This is a genomic window from Gordonia caeni, assembly GCF_039537105.1.
Classification (GTDB): domain Bacteria; phylum Actinomycetota; class Actinomycetes; order Mycobacteriales; family Mycobacteriaceae; genus Gordonia; species Gordonia caeni.
Genome location: NZ_BAAAZW010000002.1, coordinates 455,027 through 478,444 on the forward strand (window position 1 = coordinate 455,027; position 23,418 = coordinate 478,444).

The 23,418-nt window shown below is 70.4% G+C and carries 27 protein-coding genes; 13 read left to right on the top strand and 14 right to left on the bottom strand.

All coding sequences use genetic code 11. The features are described 5' to 3' along the window. Positions 1 to 8: 8 nt before the first annotated feature. From rsgA to ABD732_RS04885, 3 genes are read right to left on the bottom strand one after another with little or no spacing between them, the layout of a single operon-like run. Positions 9 to 1,067 (bottom strand): ribosome small subunit-dependent GTPase A, encoded by a 1,059-nt coding sequence (rsgA, locus tag ABD732_RS04875; protein ID WP_344781150.1) that lies wholly within the window; start codon positions 1,065 to 1,067, stop codon positions 9 to 11. Then, the gene (aroA, locus tag ABD732_RS04880; protein ID WP_344781151.1) at positions 1,064 to 2,380 is read right to left on the bottom strand and encodes a 3-phosphoshikimate 1-carboxyvinyltransferase; all 1,317 of its coding nucleotides are present in this window, start codon (positions 2,378 to 2,380) and stop codon (positions 1,064 to 1,066) included. Before aroA ends, rsgA begins: the two co-directional genes overlap by 4 nt. A gap of 56 nt (positions 2,381 to 2,436) precedes the next feature. Continuing rightward, on the bottom strand, positions 2,437 to 3,360 hold the full coding sequence (locus ABD732_RS04885; RefSeq protein WP_344781153.1) for an AraC family transcriptional regulator: 924 nt from the start codon (positions 3,358 to 3,360) through the stop codon (positions 2,437 to 2,439). A gap of 135 nt (positions 3,361 to 3,495) precedes the next feature. Here ABD732_RS04885 and ABD732_RS04890 point away from each other — a divergent pair, with 135 nt between their 5' ends. Further along, positions 3,496 to 4,311 (top strand): alpha/beta fold hydrolase, encoded by an 816-nt coding sequence (locus tag ABD732_RS04890; protein ID WP_344781154.1) that lies wholly within the window; start codon positions 3,496 to 3,498, stop codon positions 4,309 to 4,311. A gap of 3 nt (positions 4,312 to 4,314) precedes the next feature. On the opposite strand, the gene ABD732_RS04895 is transcribed toward ABD732_RS04890, so the two are convergent. Beyond that, positions 4,315 to 4,692 carry a VOC family protein gene (locus ABD732_RS04895; protein WP_344781156.1) on the bottom strand — a complete coding sequence of 126 codons (378 nt, stop codon included), beginning with the start codon at positions 4,690 to 4,692 and terminating at the stop codon, positions 4,315 to 4,317. 45 nt (positions 4,693 to 4,737) lie between these two features. Between ABD732_RS04895 and ABD732_RS04900 the strand changes: the two genes are divergently transcribed. Both ABD732_RS04900 and ABD732_RS04905 read left to right on the top strand, forming a co-directional pair. Then, the gene (locus ABD732_RS04900) at positions 4,738 to 5,208 is read left to right on the top strand and encodes an NUDIX hydrolase (protein ID WP_344781158.1); all 471 of its coding nucleotides are present in this window, start codon (positions 4,738 to 4,740) and stop codon (positions 5,206 to 5,208) included. A 54-nt stretch (positions 5,209 to 5,262) separates the two neighbouring features. Continuing rightward, complete coding sequence (locus ABD732_RS04905) at positions 5,263 to 6,678, top strand: APC family permease (RefSeq protein WP_344781160.1); 1,416 nt, start codon at positions 5,263 to 5,265, stop codon at positions 6,676 to 6,678. Positions 6,679 to 6,681: 3 nt separating this feature from the next. On the opposite strand, the gene ABD732_RS04910 is transcribed toward ABD732_RS04905, so the two are convergent. Continuing rightward, the gene (locus ABD732_RS04910; protein ID WP_344781161.1) at positions 6,682 to 7,854 is read right to left on the bottom strand and encodes an aminotransferase class I/II-fold pyridoxal phosphate-dependent enzyme; all 1,173 of its coding nucleotides are present in this window, start codon (positions 7,852 to 7,854) and stop codon (positions 6,682 to 6,684) included. 56 nt (positions 7,855 to 7,910) lie between these two features. Then, positions 7,911 to 8,744 (bottom strand): aldo/keto reductase, encoded by an 834-nt coding sequence (locus ABD732_RS04915; protein WP_344781163.1) that lies wholly within the window; start codon positions 8,742 to 8,744, stop codon positions 7,911 to 7,913. A gap of 183 nt (positions 8,745 to 8,927) precedes the next feature. On the opposite strand from ABD732_RS04915, the gene ABD732_RS04920 reads away from it, so the two are divergent. Continuing rightward, positions 8,928 to 9,110, top strand: a complete 183-nt coding sequence (locus ABD732_RS04920; RefSeq protein WP_344781165.1) for a hypothetical protein — start codon at positions 8,928 to 8,930, stop codon at positions 9,108 to 9,110. Positions 9,111 to 9,158: 48 nt separating this feature from the next. On the opposite strand, the gene ABD732_RS04925 is transcribed toward ABD732_RS04920, so the two are convergent. Further along, positions 9,159 to 10,082, bottom strand: coding sequence for an alcohol dehydrogenase catalytic domain-containing protein (locus tag ABD732_RS04925; RefSeq protein ID WP_344781167.1), 924 nt, complete (start codon positions 10,080 to 10,082; stop codon positions 9,159 to 9,161). Positions 10,083 to 10,164: 82 nt separating this feature from the next. Between ABD732_RS04925 and ABD732_RS04930 the strand changes: the two genes are divergently transcribed. Together ABD732_RS04930 and ABD732_RS04935 are read left to right on the top strand one after the other, a co-directional pair. Next, entirely contained in the window at positions 10,165 to 10,434 is a 270-nt protein-coding gene (locus tag ABD732_RS04930; RefSeq protein ID WP_344781169.1) for a GlsB/YeaQ/YmgE family stress response membrane protein, read from the top strand. A gap of 203 nt (positions 10,435 to 10,637) precedes the next feature. Then, entirely contained in the window at positions 10,638 to 12,128 is a 1,491-nt protein-coding gene (locus tag ABD732_RS04935) for a flavin-containing monooxygenase (RefSeq protein WP_344781171.1), read from the top strand. Between the two features lie 68 nt (positions 12,129 to 12,196). On the opposite strand, the gene ABD732_RS04940 is transcribed toward ABD732_RS04935, so the two are convergent. Together ABD732_RS04940 and ABD732_RS04945 are read right to left on the bottom strand one after the other, a co-directional pair. Next, positions 12,197 to 12,694: a DUF5313 family protein gene (locus ABD732_RS04940; RefSeq protein WP_344781173.1), complete on the bottom strand. Its 498-nt coding sequence runs from the start codon at positions 12,692 to 12,694 to the stop codon at positions 12,197 to 12,199. Continuing rightward, positions 12,691 to 13,431, bottom strand: a complete 741-nt coding sequence (locus ABD732_RS04945; RefSeq protein ID WP_344781175.1) for an SOS response-associated peptidase — start codon at positions 13,429 to 13,431, stop codon at positions 12,691 to 12,693. Before ABD732_RS04945 ends, ABD732_RS04940 begins: the two co-directional genes overlap by 4 nt. A 121-nt stretch (positions 13,432 to 13,552) precedes the next feature. Between ABD732_RS04945 and ABD732_RS04950 the strand changes: the two genes are divergently transcribed. After that, positions 13,553 to 14,290 (top strand): sigma-70 family RNA polymerase sigma factor, encoded by a 738-nt coding sequence (locus ABD732_RS04950; protein WP_425552984.1) that lies wholly within the window; start codon positions 13,553 to 13,555, stop codon positions 14,288 to 14,290. Continuing rightward, positions 14,287 to 14,583: a mycothiol system anti-sigma-R factor gene (gene rsrA, locus ABD732_RS04955; RefSeq protein ID WP_344781177.1), complete on the top strand. Its 297-nt coding sequence runs from the start codon at positions 14,287 to 14,289 to the stop codon at positions 14,581 to 14,583. Before ABD732_RS04950 ends, rsrA begins: the two co-directional genes overlap by 4 nt. A gap of 98 nt (positions 14,584 to 14,681) precedes the next feature. Here the strand turns inward: rsrA and ABD732_RS18740 are convergent, their stop codons facing one another. After that, positions 14,682 to 14,756, bottom strand: a complete 75-nt coding sequence (locus ABD732_RS18740) for a 50S ribosomal protein bL37 (RefSeq protein WP_369758845.1) — start codon at positions 14,754 to 14,756, stop codon at positions 14,682 to 14,684. Between the two features lie 92 nt (positions 14,757 to 14,848). Between ABD732_RS18740 and ABD732_RS04960 the strand changes: the two genes are divergently transcribed. Both ABD732_RS04960 and ABD732_RS04965 read left to right on the top strand, forming a co-directional pair. Further along, positions 14,849 to 15,067, top strand: coding sequence for a biotin/lipoyl-binding carrier protein (locus ABD732_RS04960; protein ID WP_344781179.1), 219 nt, complete (start codon positions 14,849 to 14,851; stop codon positions 15,065 to 15,067). Between the two features lie 24 nt (positions 15,068 to 15,091). Beyond that, positions 15,092 to 16,618, top strand: coding sequence for a sensor histidine kinase (locus ABD732_RS04965; protein WP_344781182.1), 1,527 nt, complete (start codon positions 15,092 to 15,094; stop codon positions 16,616 to 16,618). Positions 16,619 to 16,751: 133 nt separating this feature from the next. Here ABD732_RS04965 and ABD732_RS04970 read toward each other — a convergent pair whose 3' ends face one another. Together ABD732_RS04970 and ABD732_RS04975 are read right to left on the bottom strand one after the other, a co-directional pair. Further along, positions 16,752 to 17,006, bottom strand: coding sequence for a WhiB family transcriptional regulator (locus tag ABD732_RS04970; protein WP_205329241.1), 255 nt, complete (start codon positions 17,004 to 17,006; stop codon positions 16,752 to 16,754). Positions 17,007 to 17,294: 288 nt separating this feature from the next. After that, positions 17,295 to 18,242, bottom strand: coding sequence for a diacylglycerol/lipid kinase family protein (locus ABD732_RS04975; protein WP_344781186.1), 948 nt, complete (start codon positions 18,240 to 18,242; stop codon positions 17,295 to 17,297). A 64-nt stretch (positions 18,243 to 18,306) separates the two neighbouring features. Between ABD732_RS04975 and ABD732_RS04980 the strand changes: the two genes are divergently transcribed. Both ABD732_RS04980 and ABD732_RS04985 read left to right on the top strand, forming a co-directional pair. Beyond that, positions 18,307 to 18,735, top strand: a complete 429-nt coding sequence (locus ABD732_RS04980; RefSeq protein WP_344781188.1) for a hypothetical protein — start codon at positions 18,307 to 18,309, stop codon at positions 18,733 to 18,735. 36 nt (positions 18,736 to 18,771) lie between these two features. Beyond that, positions 18,772 to 19,563, top strand: a complete 792-nt coding sequence (locus tag ABD732_RS04985; protein WP_344781190.1) for a ParA family protein — start codon at positions 18,772 to 18,774, stop codon at positions 19,561 to 19,563. Between the two features lie 19 nt (positions 19,564 to 19,582). On the opposite strand, the gene ABD732_RS04990 is transcribed toward ABD732_RS04985, so the two are convergent. Both ABD732_RS04990 and ABD732_RS04995 read right to left on the bottom strand, forming a co-directional pair. Further along, positions 19,583 to 20,842 carry an Rv3212 family protein gene (locus ABD732_RS04990; protein ID WP_344781192.1) on the bottom strand — a complete coding sequence of 420 codons (1,260 nt, stop codon included), beginning with the start codon at positions 20,840 to 20,842 and terminating at the stop codon, positions 19,583 to 19,585. A 21-nt stretch (positions 20,843 to 20,863) separates the two neighbouring features. After that, a complete protein-coding gene (locus tag ABD732_RS04995; RefSeq protein WP_344781194.1) occupies positions 20,864 to 22,465 on the bottom strand; it encodes a DEAD/DEAH box helicase in 1,602 nt (533 codons plus the stop codon). Positions 22,466 to 22,656: 191 nt separating this feature from the next. Here ABD732_RS04995 and ABD732_RS05000 point away from each other — a divergent pair, with 191 nt between their 5' ends. Next, positions 22,657 to 23,316: a ferritin-like fold-containing protein gene (locus tag ABD732_RS05000; RefSeq protein ID WP_344781196.1), complete on the top strand. Its 660-nt coding sequence runs from the start codon at positions 22,657 to 22,659 to the stop codon at positions 23,314 to 23,316. Positions 23,317 to 23,418: the final 102 nt, after the last annotated feature.

Sequence of the window (23,418 nt, forward strand, 5' to 3'; positions counted from 1 at the left end):
CGGGCGTCTCAGCGCAGACCGCCGCCCGGCGGCGGGCTCTCCGGTACCGGTTCGGCCGGCCCGGGATCGCGGACGGCGACGAGTAGGGCGCGGACCGCCATCGCGCGGCGGTGCGAACTGCCGGTCAGCAGATCGAGCGCGCACTCGGGATCGGCGGGCGGCCCCAGGTGGGTGCAGCCGCGCGGACAGTCGGCGATCGCCTCCCGCAGGTCGGCGAAGGCGTCGATGATCTCGTCGGGCGTCACGTGGGCCAGACCGAACGACCGGATGCCGGGGGTGTCGACCACCCAGCTCCACCCGTCGGCCCCGCCGTCGCGCGCGGGCAGCGGCAGGGCGACCGACTGAGTGGAGGTGTGCCGCCCCTTGCCGACCCCGGAGACGCGGCCCACGGCGCGCTCGGCATCCGGCACCAGCCTGTTGACCAGGGTGGATTTGCCCACGCCGGAATGGCCGATCAGGGCGGTGAGATGGCCGTCCAGGGCGGCGGCGACCTCGTCGATCGGGTCGTCGCGACCGGCCACCAGCACCGGCAGTTCGAGATCGGCGAAGTGCGCGGTGAACTCGGCCGGATCGGCCAGGTCGGATTTGGTCAGGCACAGCATGGGGCTCAGTCCGCCGGCGTAGGCGGCGGCCAGGGCGCGTTCGACGAAGCCGGTGCGCGGCGGCGGATCGGCCAGGGCCGTCACGATCATCAGCCGGTCGGCGTTGGCGACCACGATCCGCTCGTACGGGTCGGTGTCGTCGGCGGTGCGTCGCAGCACGGTGGAGCGGTCGTCGACGCGCACGATCCGCGCGAGGGTGTCGGGCTTGCCGGACAGGTCGCCCACCACCGCCACCCGGTCGCCGACGACCACGGGGGTGCGGCCGAGTTCGCGGGCGCGCATGGCGACCACGTGGCGTCCGGGATCGCCGTCGATCACGCAGCCCCAGCGGCCCCGGTCCACCGAGACCACCATCGCGGTCTGCGCATCGGTGTGCGCCGGCCGCGTCTTGGTGCGCGGCCGCGTGCCCTTCCCGGGACGGATCCGCACGTCGGATTCGTCGTAGGAGCGGGCGGACCGGCTCACCGGGCGGCGTCCCCGGTCGCCGCGAGCTGCGCCCACTGCCGGGGGAAGTCGGGCATGGTCTTGGCGGTGGTCTCCACGTTCTCCACCGTCACGCCGGGGACGGCCAGCGCGATCGCGCACCCGGCGGTGGCCATCCGGTGGTCGGCGTACGACAGCCAGCGCCCGGCGTGCAGCCGGTCGCGGCGCCCGGTGATCACCAGGCCGTCCGGGGTCTGCGTGCAGTCGCCGCCGAGACGGTTGATCTCCGTGGACAGCGCGGCCAGCCGATCGGTCTCGTGACCGCGCAGGTGGGCGATGCCGCGCAGGGTGGAGGTGCCGTCGGCCAGCGCGGCCAGGGCCGCGACCGTGGGGGTGAGTTCGCCGACCTCGTGCAGATCGATGTCCAGGGGCGCCAGCACCGCCGGCCCGGTCACGGTCAGCAGGCCGTCGTCGGATCGCGTTGCGGTGCAACCCATGTCGCGGAGGATCCCGACGATAGCGGCTCCCGGTTGCGTGGTCTGCTCCGGCCAGCGCGGCACGGCCACCCGGCCGCCGGTGACGGCCGCGGCGGCGAGGAAGGCGGCGGCGTTCGACAGGTCCGGTTCGATCTCCCAGTCGACGGCGCGGATGGGGCCGGGCGCCACCGACCAGCACGTGACCGCGCCGTCGGGGCCGGCCGCGGTGGTCACGTCGACGCCGGCGGCGGCCAGCATCTCGACGGTCATCTCCACGTGCGGCATGGACGGGACCGGGTCGCCGTCGTGGGTGATCTGGGCGCCGTCGCCGAACCGAGCGGCCGACAGCAGCAGTCCGGAGACGAACTGCGAGGACGCCGAGGCGTCGACGGTGACCGGACCTCCGGTCACCGTTCCGGTGCCGTGGACGGTGAACGGGAGCCCGTCGCCGTCGATGGCCACGCCGAGCGTGCGCAGGGCGTCGAGCACCGTGCCGAGCGGGCGGCTGCGCGCCTGTTCGTCACCGTCGAAGGCGACGTCGCCGTCGACCAGTGCGGCCACCGCAGGCAGGAAGCGCATCACCGTCCCGGCCAGGCCGCAGTCGACGGTGCGTTCGCCGGAGCGGTCCGGGTGCACCGGCATGGGGGTGACGGTGACGTCGGTGGGATCGCCGGGCGCCACGGTGATTCCGGCGCCGAGGGCGGCCAGGCCGTCGAGCATCAGGTCGGTGTCCCGGCTGCGCAGGGTGCCGCGCACCCGGGAGGGGGCGTCGGCCAGGGCCGCGAGGATCAGTGCGCGGTTGGTGATGGACTTGGAGCCGGGCAACTCGACGACCCCGTCCACGGGTCCATCAACGGTCGGCGCTGCCCAATCACTCATGCGTCTCAGTCTGTCATGTCCGGTCTCGCGGGCGGCCCGGCCCGTGACGCCTGCCCTCAGCGGAGGTCGCCGGGCCGCTCGCCCGTGGTCGCGAATGCCCCATAGAAGGCGCCGAGGCTGCCGAATCCGCTGGCATGGGCGATATCGGCGACGCCCCGGTCCGCCCAGCGCGCATCCCGCAGACGGGTTCTGGCCGCGCCGATCCGTGCGGATCGGATCATCGCGGTGGGCGTCGTACCGTGTGCACGTGCGGCCGACTGCAGCGCGCGCAGCGACCACCCGAGACGGCCGGCCAGATCGGCCGGGGTGAGGTCCGGATCGTCGGAGTACTCACCGATGAGCTCGGTCGCGAGGTCGAAGAGCCCGGGCCTGGAGCCACCAGTAGCCAGTCGCGCCAGCAGCCTGACGGCGAGCTCGAACGAGTCTAAGAAAGGCGGTGCGTCCAGCTTTCGACGATGGACGAGCAGATCGTCGACGAGGCCGACGACCACTGCTCCGGGCCCGCCGGTCAGGTCGATCATGTGCGGCGCGCGCGGATCCGGGAGTCGCGGCCACTGCGCGATGGGGAAGCTCAGGACCCGCGCCTGCGTGCCGGCCCGGTGTGCCACCGCGAAACTCGCAGCCATGGAGACTGCGATCGCCTGCCCCGGGCGGATGATCGCTTGCGCGTCTCCCGACTCGACTGCGAGGACGCCGCGATTCGGCAGGAGTACCCGGATCGTGTCGTCGCCGTCGCGGCGCGCGGCCGCAGCCTCCCGGCGGTACGTGATCGCGTCGGACTCGAACGCGACGATCTGGCAGTCCGCGGCCCGTTGCACCCTGGTGCGGCCGGTGAACCCGGGGCGTGCGTCTGCGGTGAGCGTCAATCCGCCGTGGTTCTCGCGGACATGATCGGTCCACGCCTCGAACCGGACCTCCGGAGAATCGCGGACCGTCGAGTAGTCCGCGACTTCGTACGCGGGACTCCTCGACGACAGCATCCTCGACTCCTCTCGGCGCATCGTGCGCGATGACGCAGGGACCGTGCGCGTGCGTGGAGGTGTGCTCCGCCGACGGCGCATACGGTTCGGATAGTACCTGTGACGACCGTCACCGGTCGTGAGGAAGGATCTGCCATGCTCCCCGTCCAGACCGTTTCCGTGCGTGACGCGCAGCTCGCCCATGTCGATTCCGGACCGGCCGCCGGCGACACATTCGTGCTCAGTCACTCGCTGTTCTTCGACCACACGATGTTCGATCCGCTCACCGAGCTCCTGGTGGCCGCCGGACACCGGGTGGTCGCCTACGACCATCGTGGGCAAGGGGCGAGCAGCACCGCGACGCGAGCCGAACAGACGATGGACGAGCTCACCGCGGATGCTGCCGGGCTCATCGAGGCGCTCGATCTGCCGCGCGTGCATTTCGTGGGCAATTCGATGGGCGGATTCGTGGCCCTTCGGCTGGCGGCGCGGCGCCCCGACCTCCTCAAGAGCGTCGCTGCGCTCGGGTCCTCGGCCGAGGAGGAGTATCAGCTGGAGGCGTTCGCGCCGCTGGTGGAGCAGTTGGGTCTCCGCGGGGGTGCCCCCCTCATCGACAGCCTGCTGCACATCATGTTCGGGGACTCGAGCCTGGCCGCCGGCGGCAGCCTGATCGAGCACTGGAGCGGCAAGATGTCGGCGCTCACCGGTGCGATCGGCGACTCGGCCCACAATGTGATCTATCGCGAACGCATCGTCGAAGAACTCGCCGACTGCCCGGTTCCAGTGATCGCGATCGCCGGCGCCGAAGACCATGCCTACCCGCCCCCGATCTCCGACCGCAACATCGCGGCCGCCACCGGCGGCGAGCACCATGCGGTACCGGGGGCAGGGCACTCGGTGGCCCTGGAACAGCCCGGGCCGGTGGCGGAGATCCTGCTCGCGTCATTGCCCCGACGATCAGTTCAGGACTGACGGTCAACGCAGGTCGCGGCGGAGCGGATGGTCGTCGGGGATCTGCACCACGATCAGGCTCCGTCCGTCGGGGTCGTGCACGGTCATCTCGATCAGGCCCCACGGTTTGGTCTCCGGCTCGGCGGCGATCGGCACACCGGCCGCGGCCAGTTCGGCCCGGGCGGCGGCGACGTCGCGCACCTGCAGCCACAGCATGTCGCCGGCGGCCGGGGTGTCGGCGGCCAGGTGTGCGGGGATCTCGATCAAGCCGGCACCGGCGTAGAAGACGATTCCACCCGGGTACTCGCGGGCCACGGGCAGGCAGAGAACGTCGCGGTAGAAGTCGGTGAGGGCCTCGGGGTCGGCCGAGCGCAGCAGGACCCGGCTGGTCACGATCTCCATGTGTGCCACCGTAGGCGAGACCGGCGCCGGACTACGGTGGATCGCATGGCCGAGCACAGTGCGGGAATCCTGCTGTACCGCGGCAGCGGCGACGGACTGCGTCTGCTGCTGGTGCACCCGGGCGGCCCGTTCTGGGCGCGCAAGGACGAAGGGGCGTGGTCGATTCCGAAGGGGATCGTCGAGCCCGGTGAGGATCCGCTGACCGCGGCGCGGCGGGAGTTCGCCGAGGAGACCGGACAGGCGGCGCCCGTCGGGAAGGCTATCGACCTCGGACGGGTGCGGCTGCGCAGCGGCAAGTACGTGACCGGCTTCGCGTTGGAGGGTGACCTGGACCCGGCGGCCTTGCGCAGCAACACCTTCAGCATGATCTGGCCGCCCCGCTCGGGCACCGTCGCAACGTTCCCGGAAATCGATCGGGCCGAGTGGTTCGACGTCGAGGCCGCGGTCCGGAAGGTCAATCCGGCGCAGGTGGAGTTGATCGAGGCTTTGCTCAGCATCGTCGACGCCGCTCGGTAATATCGAGCCGCGAACGGTCGGGGGATCCGGCAGCGGGTCAGGGGAGGATCACACATGGCCCGGAGTGGACAGATCGGAGTTCCGGCGGCGACCGCGATCGGTGTCGGCGGCATGATGGGTGCCGGGCTGTACACCCTGGTCGGTCTGGCGGCCGGCACCGCCGGTGTGTGGATCTGGGTGTCGTTCTTGGTGGGCGGTCTGGTCTCACTGTTCAGCGTCTACTCCTACGCCAAGCTGGGTGCGCGCTTCCCCAGCCGCGGCGGCGCCGCCGAGTTCCTGATCCGCTGCTTCGGCGACGGCATCGTGGCCGGCGGCCTGAACGTCTTCCAGTTCCTCGGCTGGATCATCGCGATGGCGCTGTACGCGAGTGGTTTCGCCGGTTACATGCAGCACCTGACCGGACTCGACGACAACGAGTTGGCCGGCAAGGCCATCGGCGTCGGCCTGGTCCTGTTCCTGATGGGCGTCAACTTCATCGGCGCCAAGACCGTCGGCCGCACCGAGATGCTGGTGATCGGCGTCGAGCTGATCATCATCGTCGGCTTCGTGGTCTTCGCGTCGATGAAGGCGCAGCCGTCGAACTTCACCGATCAGGTCGGCGGGGACGGCGTGCTGGGCATCCTGATCGCCGCCGGCATGCTGTACGTCACCTACGAGGGATTCGGCGTGGTGACCAACTCGGCGGGCAACATGGCCGATCCGAAGAAGCAACTGCCGCGGGCGATGTACTCGTCGCTGGCGATCGTGATCGCGGTGTACGTGGCGGTGGCGGTGGTGCTGGTGATGGTGATGAGTCTGAAGCAGATCGACGCCGACGCCGGGCACGTGCTCTCCGATGCGGGCCGCGCGGTCCTGGGCCAGACCGGGTTCATCATCATCAGTGCCGCGGCGCTCCTCGCGACGGCCTCGGGCGTCAACGCGACCCTGTACGGCAACGCGAACCTGGCTTTCACCGTCGCCAAATCCGGGGAGATGCCGGCCGACTTCGCGCGCGGAGTGTGGCGTTCGGGCACCTGGGGCCTGGTGGCCGCGGGTGTTCTGACCTGCCTGTTCGTCGTCTTCTTTCCGCTCTCGGCGGTGGGTCAGATGGCCAGCTTGGCGTTCCTGATCGTCTACGGCTCGGTCAGCCTGGGCCACATCAAGGTGCGCAGGCAGACCGGCGCCAAGGCCTACCTGCTGATCGCCTCGGTGGTGCTCAACGCCGCGTTGTTCGGGCTGCTGCTCTACTACTCGATCACCTCCGGGGAGGCGAGCACCTGGATCACGTTGCTCGCGGTGCTGGTCCTGAGCTTCGTCTTCGAATACGTCTACCGACGGATCACCGGCCGGAAGCTGCGGATCAGTTCGGAGTCGCTCGCCGCCGAGGCCACGGTGGCTCAGGGGCAGTCGACGACGGCGCCGAAGCAGCCCGCGGTCGCCGCCTCGCCGCCGCCGACCACCCCGCCGACGACGCCGCCGGCCACCGGCTGACCGTCACAGGGCGGCGAGGAACCCGCCGAGGCGGGACAGGCCTTCGCGCAGGTCGTCCTCACCCGTCGCATACGACAACCGCACATAGGTCTCGGCGCCGATCTCGCCGAAGTCCTTGCCCGGGGTCAGCGCGACGTGCGCCTCCTCCAGCGCCCGGTCGCAGAACTGCGAGGCCGTCAGAGAAGTGCCCGAGACGTCGACGTACACGTAGAACGCCCCGTCCGGCGCCACCGGGACGGTCAGCCCGATCGCGGCCAGACCGTCGAGAACGAGCGCGCGGCGCCGCTGCAGGATCGCGCGGCGCTGCTCGGCGACGGCGATGGTCTCCGGGGTGAAACAGGCGAGCGCGGCCACCTGGGCGGCCGTCGGTGGGCAGATGTAGAAGTTCTGAGCGAGCTTCTCGGCGACGGGGATCATCTCTTCGGGCACCACCATCCAGCCGAGCCGCCAGCCGGTCATGCCGAAGTACTTGGAGAAGCTGTTGACCACGATCGCCCCCGGATCGGCCGCGGCGATGCTGCGGGGCGCGGTGCCGTCCGGGGCATCGTCGGCCAGGCCGAGGTAGATCTCGTCCACGATGCGCCAGCCCCCGCGATCGGCGACCGTCCCGGTCAGCGCCAGCAGGTCGTCGTAGGGGATCGACGTCCCGGTCGGATTGGCCGGAGTGGCGGTCATGACGCCGCGGGTGCGCGGCGACCAGGCGGCGGCGACGGCGTCGGCGTCGATCTGGAATCGGGTCTGCGGGCCGGTGGGCAGCAGCCGCACCCGCGCCCCGAAGCTCTCGGCGAAGCGCCGGTTGCACGGATACGACGGGTCGGCGACGAGCACCTCGTCGCCGGGATCGATCAGGGCCGCGCACGCCAGAAGCAGCGCCGCCGACGCGCCGGTGGTCACCACCACCCGTTCGGGGGCGATCGGCGCGCTCAGCCGGTCGCGACTGAACTCCGCGATCGCGGCGCGCAGTTCCGGGGTGCCCATCGCACCGGTGTAGGGCAGCGGGCGCCCGTCGCTGACCCGCCGGATCTCCTCGAGGAAGGCCGGCGGCGCACCGAAGTCGGGTTCGCCGATGTTGAACTTCACCACGTGGACGCCGCGGGCCTCGAGCTCGGCGGCCCGCCGGCCGTACTCCATCGCATAGAACGGGGTGACGGCGTCCGCACGCCGGGAGAACTCCATGGCAGCGAGTCTATTGTCCCGCGCCGACGCGCCGGGAGGCGCGCGGCGGCCCGCGATCAGCCGGGAATCCAGTTCATCTCGTCGGGGTCCGGCCCGCGGCGGCGGTCGATGTTGCAGGCGTCGACCCGCGCCACCTGCGCATCGGTCAGGGCGAAGTCGAAGATGTCGAAGTTCTCGGCCATGCGGGCGGGAGAGGTCGACTTGGGGAAGACGATGTCGCCGCGCTGGATGTGCCAGCGCAGAACCACCTGGGCCACGGTGCGCCCGGTCTCGCCGGCCAGCGCGAGCAACTCCGGATCGTCGAGAACGTCGCCCTGGGAGATCGGCGACCAGGCCTGCGTGGCGATGCCGTGCTCGCGGTTGAAGGCGCGCACCGCGTCCTGCCGCAGATACGGGTGCACCTCGATCTGGTTGACCGCCGGCACCGTCTCCGACTCGGCCAGCAGCCGCTCCAGGTGCGGGATCTGAAAGTTGGAGACACCGATGCTGCGGGTCTGCCCAGCGTCGCGGGCCGCCTCCATCGCATGCCAGGTCTGGACGTAGTCGCCGACCGCGGGCATCGGCCAATGCACCAGATACAGGTCCATCGGGCCGCCGAGGGCGTCCACCGAGCGGGCGGTGGCCTCGCGGGCCGCGGCGGGATCGTGGCTGTCGTTGTTGAGCTTGCTGGTGATGAAGAGTTCCTCGCGCGGCAGGCCGGATTCGGCGATCGCCTGCCCCACTTCACGCTCGTTGCCGTACATCTGCGCCGTGTCGATGTGGCGGTAGCCGACCTCGAAGGCCTCGAGCACCGCGCGGGCGGTGTCTTCGGGCTTGATCTGGAAGACGCCGAAACCGAGCTGGGGGATGGTGGCGCCGTCGTTCAGGGTGATGTCTGGAACCGTAGTCATATCCGGTTCAAGTCCCGCGCCGGGCGGGACTATTCCCCGCGGCGAGGTTTCCGCCGGTGACCCACCCGGCTCCGTTCGATCATCCGGGGCCGGCCCGCGTCGGGGTGGGGGAGGACCCCGATCTTTCACCGAGATCGGGCCCGTGCTGGTGACACCGGCACCGATGCAGGGCACGGTGGAGTCATGACTACTTCGACTCCCAACTCCACCGGCACTTCGTTCTGGAAGATCCTCGCGATCGTCATCGGCGTCCTGATCCTGGTCTCCATCGGCTGGTCACTGTTCAAGGCGGCCTTGTGGCTGCTGGTGGTGGCCCTGGTGGTGGTCGGCGCGTTCACTGTCCTCAAGGCCTTCACCAAGAGTTGACGCGCGTCGAGAGTCGACGCCTGCTACGCCGCTGATGCGGCCCGTGCCCTACGGGTGCAGGACGTACTTGCCGCGCGGATGCGGGCCGGCGACGGCCGCGAGCGCGGCCCCGGCCTCGGCGAGCGGGAACGTCCCGGCGATCTCCACGACGATCCGTCCGGCGGCCGCGTCGTCCAGCAGGCCGGGGATCGCCTCGCGGCGCTGGCGCCGGGACCGTTCGGTGCCGCCGCCGATCACGGTGATCCCGTCGCCGGTCCGCCCCCACGCGGCGATGCTGACGATCCGGTCGGGACGAACCAGAGCCAGCGACACGTCGATCGCCTGATCGGTGCCGGCGGTGTCGGACACCGCCGTCACCGGGGCCGGGGCCGCCGCGCGCACCGCGGCCGCCAGATCGCCGTCGTAGGAGACGGGGATCGCGCCGAGTGAGCGCAGATAGTCGTGGTTGGCCGGCGAGGCGGTCGCGATCACCGTCGCACCGCCCGCCAGCGCGCGGGCGGTGACGATCGATCCGACCGAGCCCGCGCCGCCGTGCACCAGCAGCACGTCGTCGCCGGTCACTTCCAGCGTCGCCAGTATGTCCGCCGCGGTGACCCCGGCCAGCAGAAGCGCCGCGGCCTGGTCCTCGCCCAGCCCCTCGGGGCGACGGTGCACGTTCGCCGCCGGGGCGAGCACGTACTCGGCGTAGGCGCCGGCGGCCGGATAGACCACCACGTCCTCACCGACGGCGAATCCGGACTCGGCGCCCGCGGCGTGGACCACGCCCGCCGCCTCTCCGCCGAGCGACAGCGGGAGCTTGTCCGGGTCGGCTCCCATCCGGCCGGTGACCTGCTTGGCGTCGAACGGATTCACCCCGGCCGCGGTCACCCGCACCACCACGTCGCCCGGACCCGGCTCGGGTTCGGGGACCTCGATCAGCTCCACCGATGCGGTGGGCTCTCCGTACTGCGTCGCGACGATCTTGTGGGCCATGCCCCGAGGTTAGCCTCCGCACCGGCGAGGACGGCGGGGGCTAACGTTGAGGCACTGACCGTTCACCGCGAGGAGAGTTCGCATGCTGCCACTGAGCATCCTGGGCTGGATCCTGATCGGCGGGCTCGCCGGCTGGGCCGCGTCCAAGCTGATGAAGCGCGCCGATTCGATGGGACTGCTGCTCAACATCGTCGTCGGCGTGATCGGCGGCCTGGTGGGCGGCTTCCTGCTCGCATGGATCGGCGTCAACGTCGACGAGGGCGGCTGGATCTTCAGCTTCCTCACCTGCCTCGGCGGTGCGTGCATTCTGCTGTGGCTGATGAGTTTGATCAACACCAAGCAATCCAGCTGAAGCGGCCGCCGTCGTGATCCGGCGGCGGCTCGCCGACCCCGTGCGGCCACCTGGCCGACCGATCGGATCCCGCACGCCGTCGACCCCGCGCAGATCTTCGATCCCGGGGTTCTGGGTCTGTGACCGCAGCCGTGACCTGAGTTACTGTGAAACAAAGTCACAGACAGTCCAGTCGTGGCCGCACACAGAAAGGCGGGTCTCGCATGACCAACCGGAAACCCGACTACGACGCAGTGATCGTCGGCGCAGGGTTCGGCGGCATGGGCGCAGGGATCGAACTCAAGCGGCAGGGGCTGACGGACTTGGCCATTCTGGAACGCGAGGACGACCTCGGCGGCACCTGGCACGTCAATCACTACCCGGGCCTGGCCGTCGACATCGCCTCGGTCACCTACTCGTACTCCTTCGCGCCGAACCCGTACTGGTCGCGGCTGTTCGCGCCCGGCGCCGAGCTCAAGAAGTACGCCGAACACATCGCCGACCAGTACGACCTGCGCCGGCACATGGAGTTCGGCACGGCCGTGCAGCGCGCCGAATGGGACGACGACGATCACCTCTGGACCGTCTACACCGATGACGGCGGCAGCCGCACCACGCGCTACCTGGTCACCGCCACCGGGTTCCTGTCGCAGCCGCACACGCCCGACTTCCCCGGGATCGACACCTTCGCCGGGGACATCATCCACACCACCGACTGGCAGGACGGGTACGACTTCACCGGCAAGCGCGCCGCCGTGATCGGCACCGGTGCCACCGCGGTGCAGCTGATTCCGGAGATCGCCCGCGACGCCGACGCGCTCACCGTCTTCCAGCGCACGCCGATCTGGGTGGTGCCCAAGGTCGACTTCCCGATTCCCGCGCCGGTGCAGAACCTGTTCGCCAAGGTCCCACTGACCCAGAAGGCCGCGCGCCTGGTGAACACCTCTCTGCTGGAGGCGCTCATGGTCTTCGGCGTCCTGCACTTCAAGCAGACCAAGCCGGGTAACAAGATGGCCGCGTTGCTGGCCAAGGCGCACCTGCGCGCCCAGGTCCGCGACGCCGGCACCCGCCGCAAGCTGACCCCGGCCTACGACTTCGGCTGCAAGCGGCCCACGTTCTCCAACGAGTACTTCCGGGTCTTCAACCGGCCGAACGTCACCCTGCAGACGTCGTCGATCGCGCGGGTGGAACCGGACGGCATCGTCACCGACGACGGCCACAAGACGATGATCGACACCCTGGTGCTGGCCACCGGATTCAATCTGTGGGACACCAACTTCCCGGCATTCCAGATCATCGGCCGCGAGGGCCGCGACCTGGGGCCCTGGTGGCGGGAGGGCCGGTTCCAGGCGTACGAGGGCATCACCGTCCCGAAGATGCCGAACCTCCTGAGCCTGAACAGCCCGTACTCCTACAGCGGGCTGAGCTACTTCACCACCATCGAGGGCCAGATGCGCCACATCGCGCGGCTCTTCGGTGAACTGCGACGCCGCAAGGCCGACACCTTCGAGGTGACCGAGGAGGCCAACACCGAGTTCCTCGACCGCTCCACGCACGCACTGGACTCGTCGGTGTTCTACGCCGGGGACTGCTCGGGGTCGCGCAGCTACTACTTCAACCAGCACGGCGAGGCCACGCTCCTGCGCCCGTCGTCGACCCGGTCCACCCTCCGGGAGATGGAGACCTTCCCCCTCGACGACTACACGTACGCCTGACCCACCTACGCCTGACCCACCTACGCCTGACCCATGTACGTCTGACCCGCCTACCCCGGATCCCTGTCCTACGACCGGCGGGGTGAGACGTGCGACGGGGCGGACTCGGCCGGTTCGACCACGACGCCCTCGATCTCCGGCGAGTCGACCCCGGGGGCGGCGGCGGGGACGTCGTACGGCGCCGACGACACCGAGGGGCGATGCTGGCGCCGGTAGAGCTCTTCGGCCTCGGACAGCCGGATGATCTTCACCTTGTCGGCCAGGCGCGGATCCAGCCCGTTGTTGCGCAGCAGGTGACGGCGGTAGATGTTCATCAGCGCCACCTGGAAGTAGATCAGCGGGATCGCGAGCAGCAGCACCATGCCGGCGCGCACCATCCACGACGCGGGCAGAAAGCACAGGGCCACGGCGATCGGAACGAACGGGATGAGGCCGCGCACGAAGTAGCGCCAGACGTGCCGGGGCCCGGTGATGTCGTTGGCCACCCAGTCCCGCATGGATTCGGGCAGGGGGCGGCCCAGCAGGTAGCCGACGCGCTGCAGCGGACCGGGGCGGGAGGTGCTCATGAGACGGGCTCCAACAGTTCGGGGCCGTTGTTGGCGACCCGATTGACCAGAGGGGAAACCTCTCGGATGTCGATGGCGTCGGCCAGTTCGGGGGCGGGCGGTTCCAGCAGCGCCGGGTCGACGGGCCGGTCCGGGTCCAGCCAGTCGTGCCAGTACTCGTACGGCATCACCAGCGGCATCCGGTCGTGGATCTCCCGGTGCGCACCCACCGACTCGGTGGTCAGGATGGTGGCCGACGAGATCCAGGCGTCGTCGTCGCCGGCTTCGCGCGCCTCGGGGGAGCGCCAGGCGGCCCACAGCCCGGCCATGTACAACCGGGAGCCGTCACGCGGCGACATGTAGTACGGGATCTTGGTGGGCTTGCCGTCGGGGCCGACCGGGCCCTTGCGCCACTCGTACCAGCCGTCCATCGGGAACAGGCAGCGCTTGTTCTTGGCGGCGGCGCGGAAGGCCGGTTTGGTGGCTGCGGTCTCGGCGCGCGCATTGAACAGCAGCGGACCCTTGCCGAACTCCTTGGTCCACGGCGGGATCAGGCCCCACCGCATCGCGCGCACCCGGCGGTCGACGGGCTCGGCGGCCTCGCCCCTCTCGTGCCGGTCGACGACGGTCAGCACGGTGGTCGACGGTGCGACGTTGTAGTCGGGCGTCACCTCGTCGGTGTCGGGCACCTCGTTGCGGGCGTCGATCTCGGCGGCGAGCTTCGCCGGATCCGTCGTCACCGCATACCGTCCGCACATGTCTGCATTGTCCCACGCCCGCCCGCGGTCCTCACCCCACGCCCGGCGGGGCGGTAACGGACGCGATCACCGACGGGCGGAACAACCGTGGGCACCGCGTTGTTGGGACAGGGGAAAGCCGATACCGGAGGTGAAGGACGTCGTGACTGCGGCAACTCTCGACACGACTGCCCCGCAGCACCCGCTGCGGGACTCGCTAGACTTGGTAGAGCATGTCTTCAGCGAAGGGATTGCGGTGTCGCCAGCCGATACGCCAGCCGAGCCGGCTCCGGAGGAGACTCCCGAGCAGCTCACCGCCCGGTTCGAGCGGGATGCGCTGCCCCTGCTCGACCAGCTCTACGGTGCCGCCCTGCGCATGACGCGCAATCCGGCCGATGCCGAAGATCTGGTCCAGGAAACCTATGTCAAGGCCTTCACGGCGTTCTCTTCGTTCCGGGAGGGCACCAACCTCAAGGCCTGGCTGTACCGGATCCTGACGAACACGTACATCAACTCGTACCGCAAGAAGCAGCGCCAGCCCGCGCAGTATCCGACCGACGAGATCACCGACTGGCAGCTCGCGGCGAGTGCCGAGCACACCTCCACCGGCCTGCGATCGGCCGAGATCGAGGCGCTGGATGCCTTGCCGGACAACGAGATCAAGGACGCCCTCGGACAGCTGCCGGAGGACTTCCGGATGGCCGTCTACTACGCCGACGTCGAGGGCCTCCCGTACAAGGAGATCGCCGAGATCATGGGCACGCCGATCGGCACCGTGATGTCGCGTCTGCACCGCGGCCGCAAGCAGCTGCGGGAACTACTGGCCGACGTCGCCCGTGAACGCGGGATCGGCCGCACCACCAGCGAGGCGACCCGATGAGCGCGAACGAGACACCGTCGTACGGAGAGCAGCTCGACTGCTCGGGGGTATTGGCCGACATCTTCCTGTTGCTGGACAACGAATGCGATGCCGGCGCCCGGGAGCGCCTGCAGGGCCACCTCGAGGAGTGCCCGTCGTGCTTCGAGCACTACGCGGTGCAGCGGGAACTGAAAGCGCTGCTGCAGCGCAAGTGCTGCGAGGCGGCGCCCGAGGGCCTGCGGGAGCGGCTGCGCGTGGAGATCCGCCGCACCGTGGTGGTCCGGCAGACCATCATCACCGACGGCGACCGCTGAGCCCCGATCACCTCGCGCCGCTCCGCTGATCCGTGATGCGCGTCGGCCCGGCCCCGAAAAGGGGGCCGGGCCGACGTGGTCCATGCTGAGCGGAAGGCTCAGGCGTTGGGCCGCTTGCCGTGGTTCGCGGCGTTCTTCTTCCGTGCACGCTTCTTGCGTCCGCGCTTACCCATGACGGGCCTCCTCGAGTCTAGGGGCGAAGTTCACCGTTGATTCTGTCACGACGCTGCAGATCAGCGGTAATCGGATGCCATACGATGAGGGCATGGTCGAAGACGTGGTCGCAGAAATCGTCGCTACGGTTCTCGAGGTCCCCGCCGAGCCGGGCCTGTCGGTGGCCGTCGGAGACACCATCGTCCTCCTGGACTCCATGAAGATGGAGATCCCCGTTCTCGCCGAGTACGCAGGCGTCCTCGCCGAGGTCAAAGTGGCCCCGGGCGACCAGGTCCAGGCCGGCGACGTCCTGGCCACCTACCGCGACTGACGCGGCCGGCGAGGACACCGAGACATGGCGACACTGCACGACCTCCTCGCCGAGCACACCGCGCTCTCCGATCCGGCCGCGCTGCATCTGCAGCGGCTGGTGGCCGAATGGCAGTTGCTCGCCGACCTGTCCTTCGCCGACTACGTGCTGGCCGTGCGCGGCTCCGACGGTCAGCTGGTCTACGTGGCCCAGGTGCGGCCGAACACCGCAGCCACCCTGTTCCAGCACGACGAGGTGGGTCACCGCGTCGACGCGCCCGCCAGCCCCCAGGGAGTCAATCCGCTGGTCGGCAAGGCATTCGCGAGCGGGCGGATCGAGCGCGACGACGTGCCCCGGCGGTTCGCGGGCATCCTGATCGACCGGATCGCGGTGCCGGTGACCTTCGACGGCCAGGTGATCGCGGTCCTGGGCCGCGCCGGCGACGCCGGTGACACGCTGCCGCCGTCCCCGCTGGAATCGGCCTACCGGGACGCCGCCCAGGCACTGTGCGAGATGGTGGTGGCCGGGAGCTTTCCGCTCGACGAGGCCAACTCGCTGGGCCTGTCGACCCCGCGGGCCGGGGACGGGTTCATCCGGCTGGGCCCGGACGGCCGGGTGGTGTACGCCAGCCCGAACGCGCTGTCGGCGGTGCACCGGATGGGCTGGACCGCCGACCTCGGATCGGTCCGGCTGCCCGACGTGGTCGCCGAACTGCTCACCGATCCGTTCGACGCGGTGGACGTCGCCGCCATGCTGACCGCGGCGTGCGGTGCTGCCGGGCAACCCGCCCTGCCCGCCGCCGAACTGCCGTTGCGCATGGAACTGGACGCCCGACGGGCCAGCGTGCTGCTCCGCGCGGTGCCGCTGCGGGGCGCGGGCACCACCCGGGGCGCGGTGGTGCTGATCCGCGACGTCACCGAGGTCAAGCGCCGCGACCTGGCCCTGCTCAGCAAGGACGCCACCATCCGGGAGATCCACCACCGGGTGAAGAACAATCTGCAGAGCGTCTCGGCGCTGCTGCGGCTGCAGGCGCGGCGGTCGGGCAGCACCGAGACCATCGTGGCGCTCAACGAGGCGGTCCGCCGCGTCTCATCGATCGCGCTGGTGCACGAGATGCTGTCGGGCAGCGTCGACGAAGAGGTGGACCTCGACGCCGTCGTCGACCGGCTGATCCCCACCCTGGTGGACGTCTGGTCGCCCGCGGGCGGCGCCGCGGCCCCTCAGGTGCGGCGCGGCAGTCGTCTCGGGGTGCTGCCGGCCGATCACGCCATGCCGTTGGTGCAGGTCCTCACCGAGGTGGTGCAGAACTCGATCGAGCACGGCTTCACCGAACCGGCGGCCGCCGATGCCTCGATCGTGATCGACGGCGAACGCGACCTGCGCGGGCTCACCGTGCGCGTCACCGACAACGGTGCCGGCGTGCCCCCGGATTTCGATCTGACGTCGTCGAACAGTCTCGGTCTGCAGATCGTGCGGATGCTGGTCTCCAACGATCTCGGCGGGCAGATCCGCATCGGACCGGGCCCCGGCGGGCGAGGGACCACCGTTGAACTCGAGATCCCCCTGCACTGACACCGCCGGATCCGGAGCCTGGCCACAGGTGAGGACAGGGATGCACAGAGCCCGGCCGTGAAGAGAACGGCCGGGCTCTATGTTCGTCTCCCGGGAACGGTGTCCGCGGGAAGTGCTCTCAGGGAGCGGAGATTCAGACGACGCTGCGGGCGCGGGTGCGGGCGTTGCGGCGCTTCAGCGCGCGGCGCTCGTCCTCGCTCATGCCGCCCCACACGCCGGCGTCCTGGCCGGTCTCGAGTGCCCAGCTCAGGCAGTCGGCGGTCACCGGGCAGCGCTGGCACACCAGCTTGGCATCGGCGACCTGCGCGATGGCCGGGCCGCTGGTGCCCACCGGGAAGAACAGTTCCGGATCCTCATCGCGACAGATGGCCTTGTGACGCCAGTCCATTTCTCTACTCCTTGGGGCATGACTTCAGGCGCACCACGGTCGTGGCACGATGAAGCTCGTTGGTTTACGGGCTGTGAAACAGCAGGTGCCTCACCTAGCAGGCGCAGTCCCAGGGGGCGCGCAGGGGGTGCTGTTTTGCTGTCTGTAACCGTTGTACTACCCTGTCGAGGGCTTTGGCTAGGGTTAATCCGCGATTGCCGGATAGATCACAAGGGGTTGGCAATCAGCTGAATCCATGCTTACCGGCGGGTAACGAGCCGGTGACCTGCGCCGATGGTGTGGCCGGGCTCACGGAAGTGCGGCGGCGACGTGCAGCACGTTCCGGCGGCAGCCGAAGTTCATCGAGGTGTGGAGACCCAGGTAGTCGCCGTCCATCTGCACGTCGGCGGGCTCGTCGCCGGTGAACCGGACCCACTCGACGTCGTCGTCGCGGAACAGGTGCGCGGCCTGCGGATCGTCGGATCCGCTGAGCAATTTCGATCCCAGCATGATGTTGCGCAGCACCCCGACGCTGGTGGCGGCGAAGACGCCGAGGTCGTGGTCGAAATCGGTGCCCGGATTGGTCGCGATCGGTCGCGCGCCGAAGTACGTCCACGGTCCGGTGTTGCTGACGAAACCGAACCGCACGCCCTCGATCGGCGCCCGGTCGGGCACCTGCACGGTGAACACCGGCGGCGTCACCGACGAGGAGAAGAACGACGAGACGGTGGTGAAGAAGTAGCGCTGCGCGGTGGCACGCTTGCCGGCCCGGCGCTTGTCCTCCATCCGGCGCACCACGATCGCATCCATGCCCATGCCCGCGTTGAACAGGAACCAGCGGTTCAGGGTGTGGCCGAGGCTGATCGGGCGGCGGCTGCCGGAGTCGAGAAGGTCGATCAGCTGGGCGGTCGCGACGATCGGATCGCGGTCGATCCCCAGAGCGCGGGCGAAGACGTTCGCGCTGCCGCCGGGAATCACGCCGACGGCGGGCAGCGCCGCCGGATCCACCGGATCGTTGCGGTCGGGGGTGCCCAGAATGCCGTTGACCACCTCGTTGACGGTGCCGTCGCCGCCGTGCACCACCACGGCGTCGTATCCTTCGGCGGCGGCCCGGGCGCCGAGCTCACCGGCGTGGCCGCGGTGGGTGGTGTGTTCGACATCGACGTCGTAGCGAGCACTCAGGGTGTTCGCCAGGGTGTCCCGACCCGCGGGGGTCGTGAAGGTGGCAAACGGATTGGTGACCAGCATGACGCGCACGAGGGTTCAGCCTACCGGTGATCCCGGGCGTGCCCGGCCCGGGTGTCGGCAATAGGCTGTCAGCGTGAGCGAATCCGAATCTCAGCCGCGCTGGTCCGCCGTGCCGCTGACCCTGCGCTGGGCCGGCGGGGTGATCGCCGTTCAGGGGGCGCTCGCCGTGGCGGTCGCCGTGTACCTCGTGATCCGTGCGGTGGGCGGCGACCACCATGAGGACTTCATCAGCGGCTACGGCACCGCGGTGTGGTTCGTGCTAATCGGGGGCGGTGTGCTGGCCGGCGGAATCGCGCTCTACCACGGGCGACGCTGGGGCCGCGCGATCGGCGTGATCACCCAGATCCTGCTGATCCCGGTCGCGTGGTCGCTGCTGACCGACAGCCATCAGCCGCTGCTCGGCGCACCCTTGCTGGCGGTGGTCGTGGTGGTGCTCGGCCTGCTGTTCGCGCCGGTGTCACTGCAGTATCTGGCCGCCGACTCGCTGCCGCCGGACGCCTGAGGGAGTCCGAGCAGGGCATTCCACTAGGGTGTGAGCATGACGCGCACGCTCGCCATCGCTAATCAGAAGGGCGGGGTGGCCAAGACCACCACGACTGCTTCCGTCGGTGCGGCTCTGGCCGACCTCGACGTCTCGGTCCTGGTGGTGGATCTGGATCCGCAGGGCTGCCTGACCTTCTCCCTGGGCCACGACCCCGACGCCATCACCGAATCGGTGCACGACGTCCTGCTCGGCGCCCAGGACATCGCCGACGTCCTGCTGGACACCGACGACAACGTGACCCTGCTCCCGGCCACCATCGACCTGGCCGGCGCCGAGGCGCTGCTGCTGATGCGGCCGGGCCGCGAGTACGCGCTCAAGCGTGCGCTGGCCGAGGTGGCGCAGGATTTCGACGTGATCCTGATCGACTGCCCGCCGTCGCTGGGCGTGCTCACCCTCAACGGGCTGACCGCCGCCGACGAGGTGGTGGTGCCGCTGCAGTGCGAGACGCTCGCGCACCGCGGCGTGGGGCAGCTGCTGCGCACCGTCACCGAGGTCCAGCAGATCACCAACCCCGAGCTCGCCATCCTCGGTGCGGTGGCCACGCTGTTCGATGCGCGCACCACGCACAGCCGGGACGTGCTCTCGGACATCTCCGACCGCTACGGCCTGCCGGTGGTCAACCCGCCGATCCCGCGGACCGTCCGCTTCGCGGAGGCCTCCGCCTCCGGTGCGTCGGTGATGCGCGGCCGCAAGAACAAGGGCGCCACCGCCTATCGCGAACTCGCCGAGAACCTGTGGGGCCACTGGAACGGCAAGCCGCTGCAGACCTTCGAACTGTCCCTCTGACTCGCCGCCGGCCCGGTGATCATTCGGGCCGGGGGCCCAGGGCCACCACTTCGTCGCCGCGCTGCTCGATCACGTACGGGCCCAGCACGCGCAGCGAGACGATCCCGGTGTAGTCGCCGCGGTCGACGGGGATGCGGCGCAGTTCGCGGCCGCTCACCGGGTCGCGGACGCTGACCGCGCCGGCCACCGGGACCAGCAGCCCGGTGGCCACCTCACCCGGTCCGATGGTGTCGCTGATCTGGATGCGCGGCTGGCCGGTGCCGCCGTCGAGCACCACCGTGGACCGCCCGGTCCAGTACGTCACCAGGGCGCGGGCGGTGAGCGGGAGACTGCCGGTCGGGGGAGTGGCCTCGCCCTCCACCGTGCGCGCGCTCTGCTGCACGGCGTCGACGCCGAAGAGGCGGACGGTCGGTCCGGCGTCGGCGCCGGAGTCGGCACCGCCGTCGTAGACCGAGACGGTGTCGTCGGTGACCGCCACGACCACCGGCGGCGCGCCGTGGCTGGTGTCGGTGATCTGGTGCGAGCCCCACTCGCGGACCTTCTCCTCGCTGGTCAGCGTGGACGACAGGACCGTCAGGCGATAGCCGGTGTCGGGGGCGCAGCGTTCGATCACCGCGACGCGATCACCGCCGGAGGCCGCCGAGAACAGCCGGCACCGGTCTCGCTCCGGGGCCACATCGGGATTCACCGGGGCGTCCACGCGGCCGTACTCGATGCCGCGGACCAGATTGCTGCCCCAGGTCTCCAGTCGGGTGTCGCCGGCGGCCAGGGCGAAGGTCTTGTCGTAGGAGAGGGTGATCTCGGCGTCGGCGTCGCTGCTGCGATTGCCCTTGCGGGCGCCGGTGCCCGCATCCAGTGCGGTCACCTCGCTGCAGCCGCGGCTGTTGCGGTAGACCCCGAGCGCGTCGTTCTCGCCGCCCGGCCAGGCCGCCACCGCCGCACACAGCTCGGCGTCGCGGGTGTAGTGCCACAGTTCGTCGCCGGTGGCCGGATCGCGGCCGGTCATGGTGCCGCCGTCTCCGGTGACGACGGTGGCTTTGCCCACCGACGGCACCTGTGTGGCCCCCGACGGCGCCCGCCACAGCTCATGGAGTTCGGTGGGCAGGCTCTCGGTGGGCAGCGGAGTGGCGGGCTCCTGCTCGGCGGTGACCGATTCGGTGCTGCGCGCCGGCGCGGTCCACCAGAGGATCAGCGCGGCCGCCAGCGCCGCGACGACGAGCAGCGCCGTGATCACCAGGTCGAGCCGGGTGCGGCGCTCGGGCGCGATGCGGGCGGCCAACGCGGACGGGTGCCTGCGGTGCTATTCGGCGGTGCCGGTGGCCGGTGCGCTCGAGGCGGCACCGTCACCGGCGGGCTTGCCGCCCGAGCGGCGACGACGACGCCGGCGCGGACGCGAAGCGCCGCCTTCGGCGGTCTGGGCTCCGGAGTCGCCGGCGGTGGGGGCCGAGCCGCCGGACTGGCCGTCGGCGGCGTTCTCGCCGGACCCGCCTCCGCGGGTGCGGCGGCGGTTGCGCGCGGGGCGGTCGCTGCGGGCCTCGCGCTCGCGGCGGGCCTGCTGGCGGTCGACCGAGGAGGTGCCGGCGGGGCGGCCGATCCGGCCGGTCGCCGAGGCCGGGATGCCCAGCTCCTCGGACAGGTGCGCGGACGTCGAGTAGGTCTCGGCGGCCTCGGGCATGCCCAGTCCCAGGGCCTTGTCGATCAGCGCCCAGCGGTGCAGCTCGTCCCAGTCGACCAGGGTGATGGCGATGCCGGTGCGTCCCGCGCGGCCGGTGCGGCCGATGCGGTGCACGTAGGTCTTGTCGTCGTCGGGGCACTGGTAGTTGATGACGTGCGTGACGTCGTCGATGTCGATGCCGCGGGCGGCCACGTCGGTGGCGACCAGAACGTCGATCGTGCCGTCGCGGAACTTGCCGAGCGCCTTCTCGCGGGCCACCTGGCCCAGGTCGCCGTGCACGGCGCCGACGGAGAAGCCGCGCTCGGCCAGGTCGTCGGCCACCTTCTGCGCGGTGCGCTTGGTGCGGGTGAAGATCATCGTCGCGCCGCGGCCGTCGGCCTGCAGGATGCGGGCCACCAGTTCGGCCTTGTCCAGCGCGTGGGCGCGGTAGACGTACTGGGTGGTGCGCTCGTGGACGGCCGAGTCGTTGGCCTGCTCGGCGCGGATGTGCGTCGGCTGCGTCAGGAAGGTGCGCGCCAGGGTCACGATCGGTCCCGGCATGGTGGCCGAGAACAGCATGGTCTGGCGGGGGGTGGGCAGTGCGCCCATGATGCGCTCGATGTCGGGCAGGAAGCCCAGGTCGAGCATCTCGTCGGCCTCGTCGAGCACCAGGATCTGCACCTTGCCCAGCACCAGGTGACCCTGCTGGGCCAGGTCCAGGAGGCGGCCCGGGGTGCCGACCACCACGTCGACGCCGGACTGCAGTTCGGCGATCTGCGACTCGTAGGGTCGACCGCCGTAGATGGCGGTCAGGGCCAGCGGGCGGTCGGCGCCGTCGGCGGTGGTGACCCGCACGCCCTTGGCGGCCACCTGCAGGTCCTCGTAGACCTGGACGCACAGCTCACGGGTCGGGACGATCACCAGGGCGCGCGGGGTGCCGTCGGGCTGGCGCAGGCCGAAGTCCGCGGCGTGGACCAGGCGGTGCAGCAGCGGAACGCCGAAGCCGTAGGTCTTGCCCATGCCGGTGCGGGCCTGACCGATCAGGTCGCTGCCGGCGAGCGCCAGCGGCAGGGTGAGTTCCTGGATGGCGAAGGTGTGGGTCTTGCCGTCGGCCTCCAGGGCGGCGACGATCGCGGCGTCGACGCCGAGCTCGGCGAAGGTAGGCGACCGGTGGTCCTCGGCGAGGATGGTGGTCTGGACGTCGTCGTCCGGGTCGACGGCGGCGTCGACGGTGATTTCCGTGGTCATATGCTTTCGGGGTGCCTCTCGTGTGCGTCGTGCACGCACTCGCAAGGCTCCACGGGTCCGGCGGGACGAGTAGTCGCGATCGCCGGCGCGAGCGAATTCGGTGCGCGCTCAATGTGACGGGCACAGCGGATCTTCACCCGGCTGCGGCCTACGTCTGGTCACAGTGTAGCGCTTTGCTTACGCTTGCTCCCATGCCGAACACCCCCGAAGCCCCGGAAAGCCCCGCCGTGCTCAAGCTGTACGAGATCTTTCTGGCCGGTGAGTACTCCGCCGTGCGTCGCCTGGTCCACGACGCGGAGAAGGCGCCCACCACGGCCGACCGGGTGGCCGTGATGCGGATGACCGGCTCGGAGATCGCCCACTTCGAGGTGCTGGCCGATCAGGTGACGCGCGCCGGCGGCGGCGTGGACGCGGCCATCGACGCGCACCGGGAGGTCTTCGACAAGTACCACCGCGTCACCGATCCCAGTTCGTGGCTGGAGGTGCTGGTGAAGCTGTACATCGGCGACGGCATGACCGCCGACTTCTTCTCCGAGATGGTGCAGACGCTGCCCGAGGAGGCCCGCGAGGTGTTCCGCGAGGTGATGGCGAGCACCACGTCGTCGGACTGGGTGCGCGACGAGGTCCGGGCGGCCGTGGCCGCCGATCCGCGCATCGCGTCCCCGCTGGCCCTGTGGGGACGCCGGCTCCTCGGCGAGGCGATCACCCACATGCAGTGGGTGCTGGCCGAGGACGAGGACGTGATGGATCTGCTGTTCGCGGGGACCGGTTCGCTGGCCACCGCCTCGGTCTTCTTCGACGCCATCGCCGAGCGGCACTCCGAACGGATGGCGGCGCTGTCGCTCGCTTGACGCGGTCGCCCGGCCCGGTGGCCCCCGGGCCGCGCTGCGCCCTGGGCGAACGCGGCGAGCGGGGGCGCGGCACCGGGCCGGTGCTGCAGTAGGATTCGTCCT

Coding starts and splice junctions, on each gene's coding strand:
- ABD732_RS04905 (WP_344781160.1), top strand. CDS start 5,263: ATGGCCCGGAGTGGACAGATCGGAGTTCCGGCGGCGACCGCGATCGGT.
- ABD732_RS04890 (WP_344781154.1), top strand. CDS start 3,496: ATGCTCCCCGTCCAGACCGTTTCCGTGCGTGACGCGCAGCTCGCCCAT.
- ABD732_RS04920 (WP_344781165.1), top strand. CDS start 8,928: ATGACTACTTCGACTCCCAACTCCACCGGCACTTCGTTCTGGAAGATC.
- ABD732_RS04895 (WP_344781156.1), bottom strand. CDS start 4,692: ATGGAGATCGTGACCAGCCGGGTCCTGCTGCGCTCGGCCGACCCCGAG.
- ABD732_RS04945 (WP_344781175.1), bottom strand. CDS start 13,431: ATGTGCGGACGGTATGCGGTGACGACGGATCCGGCGAAGCTCGCCGCC.
- ABD732_RS04885 (WP_344781153.1), bottom strand. CDS start 3,360: ATGCTGTCGTCGAGGAGTCCCGCGTACGAAGTCGCGGACTACTCGACG.
- ABD732_RS04925 (WP_344781167.1), bottom strand. CDS start 10,082: ATGGCCCACAAGATCGTCGCGACGCAGTACGGAGAGCCCACCGCATCG.
- ABD732_RS04970 (WP_205329241.1), bottom strand. CDS start 17,006: ATGGACTGGCGTCACAAGGCCATCTGTCGCGATGAGGATCCGGAACTG.
- ABD732_RS04985 (WP_344781190.1), top strand. CDS start 18,772: ATGACGCGCACGCTCGCCATCGCTAATCAGAAGGGCGGGGTGGCCAAG.
- rsrA (WP_344781177.1), top strand. CDS start 14,287: ATGAGCGCGAACGAGACACCGTCGTACGGAGAGCAGCTCGACTGCTCG.
- ABD732_RS05000 (WP_344781196.1), top strand. CDS start 22,657: ATGCCGAACACCCCCGAAGCCCCGGAAAGCCCCGCCGTGCTCAAGCTG.
- ABD732_RS04910 (WP_344781161.1), bottom strand. CDS start 7,854: ATGGAGTTCTCCCGGCGTGCGGACGCCGTCACCCCGTTCTATGCGATG.
- ABD732_RS04960 (WP_344781179.1), top strand. CDS start 14,849: ATGGTCGAAGACGTGGTCGCAGAAATCGTCGCTACGGTTCTCGAGGTC.
- aroA (WP_344781151.1), bottom strand. CDS start 2,380: ATGAGTGATTGGGCAGCGCCGACCGTTGATGGACCCGTGGACGGGGTC.
- ABD732_RS04935 (WP_344781171.1), top strand. CDS start 10,638: ATGACCAACCGGAAACCCGACTACGACGCAGTGATCGTCGGCGCAGGG.
- ABD732_RS04940 (WP_344781173.1), bottom strand. CDS start 12,694: ATGAGCACCTCCCGCCCCGGTCCGCTGCAGCGCGTCGGCTACCTGCTG.
- ABD732_RS04900 (WP_344781158.1), top strand. CDS start 4,738: ATGGCCGAGCACAGTGCGGGAATCCTGCTGTACCGCGGCAGCGGCGAC.
- ABD732_RS04930 (WP_344781169.1), top strand. CDS start 10,165: ATGCTGCCACTGAGCATCCTGGGCTGGATCCTGATCGGCGGGCTCGCC.
- ABD732_RS04965 (WP_344781182.1), top strand. CDS start 15,092: ATGGCGACACTGCACGACCTCCTCGCCGAGCACACCGCGCTCTCCGAT.
- ABD732_RS04915 (WP_344781163.1), bottom strand. CDS start 8,744: ATGACTACGGTTCCAGACATCACCCTGAACGACGGCGCCACCATCCCC.
- ABD732_RS04995 (WP_344781194.1), bottom strand. CDS start 22,465: ATGACCACGGAAATCACCGTCGACGCCGCCGTCGACCCGGACGACGAC.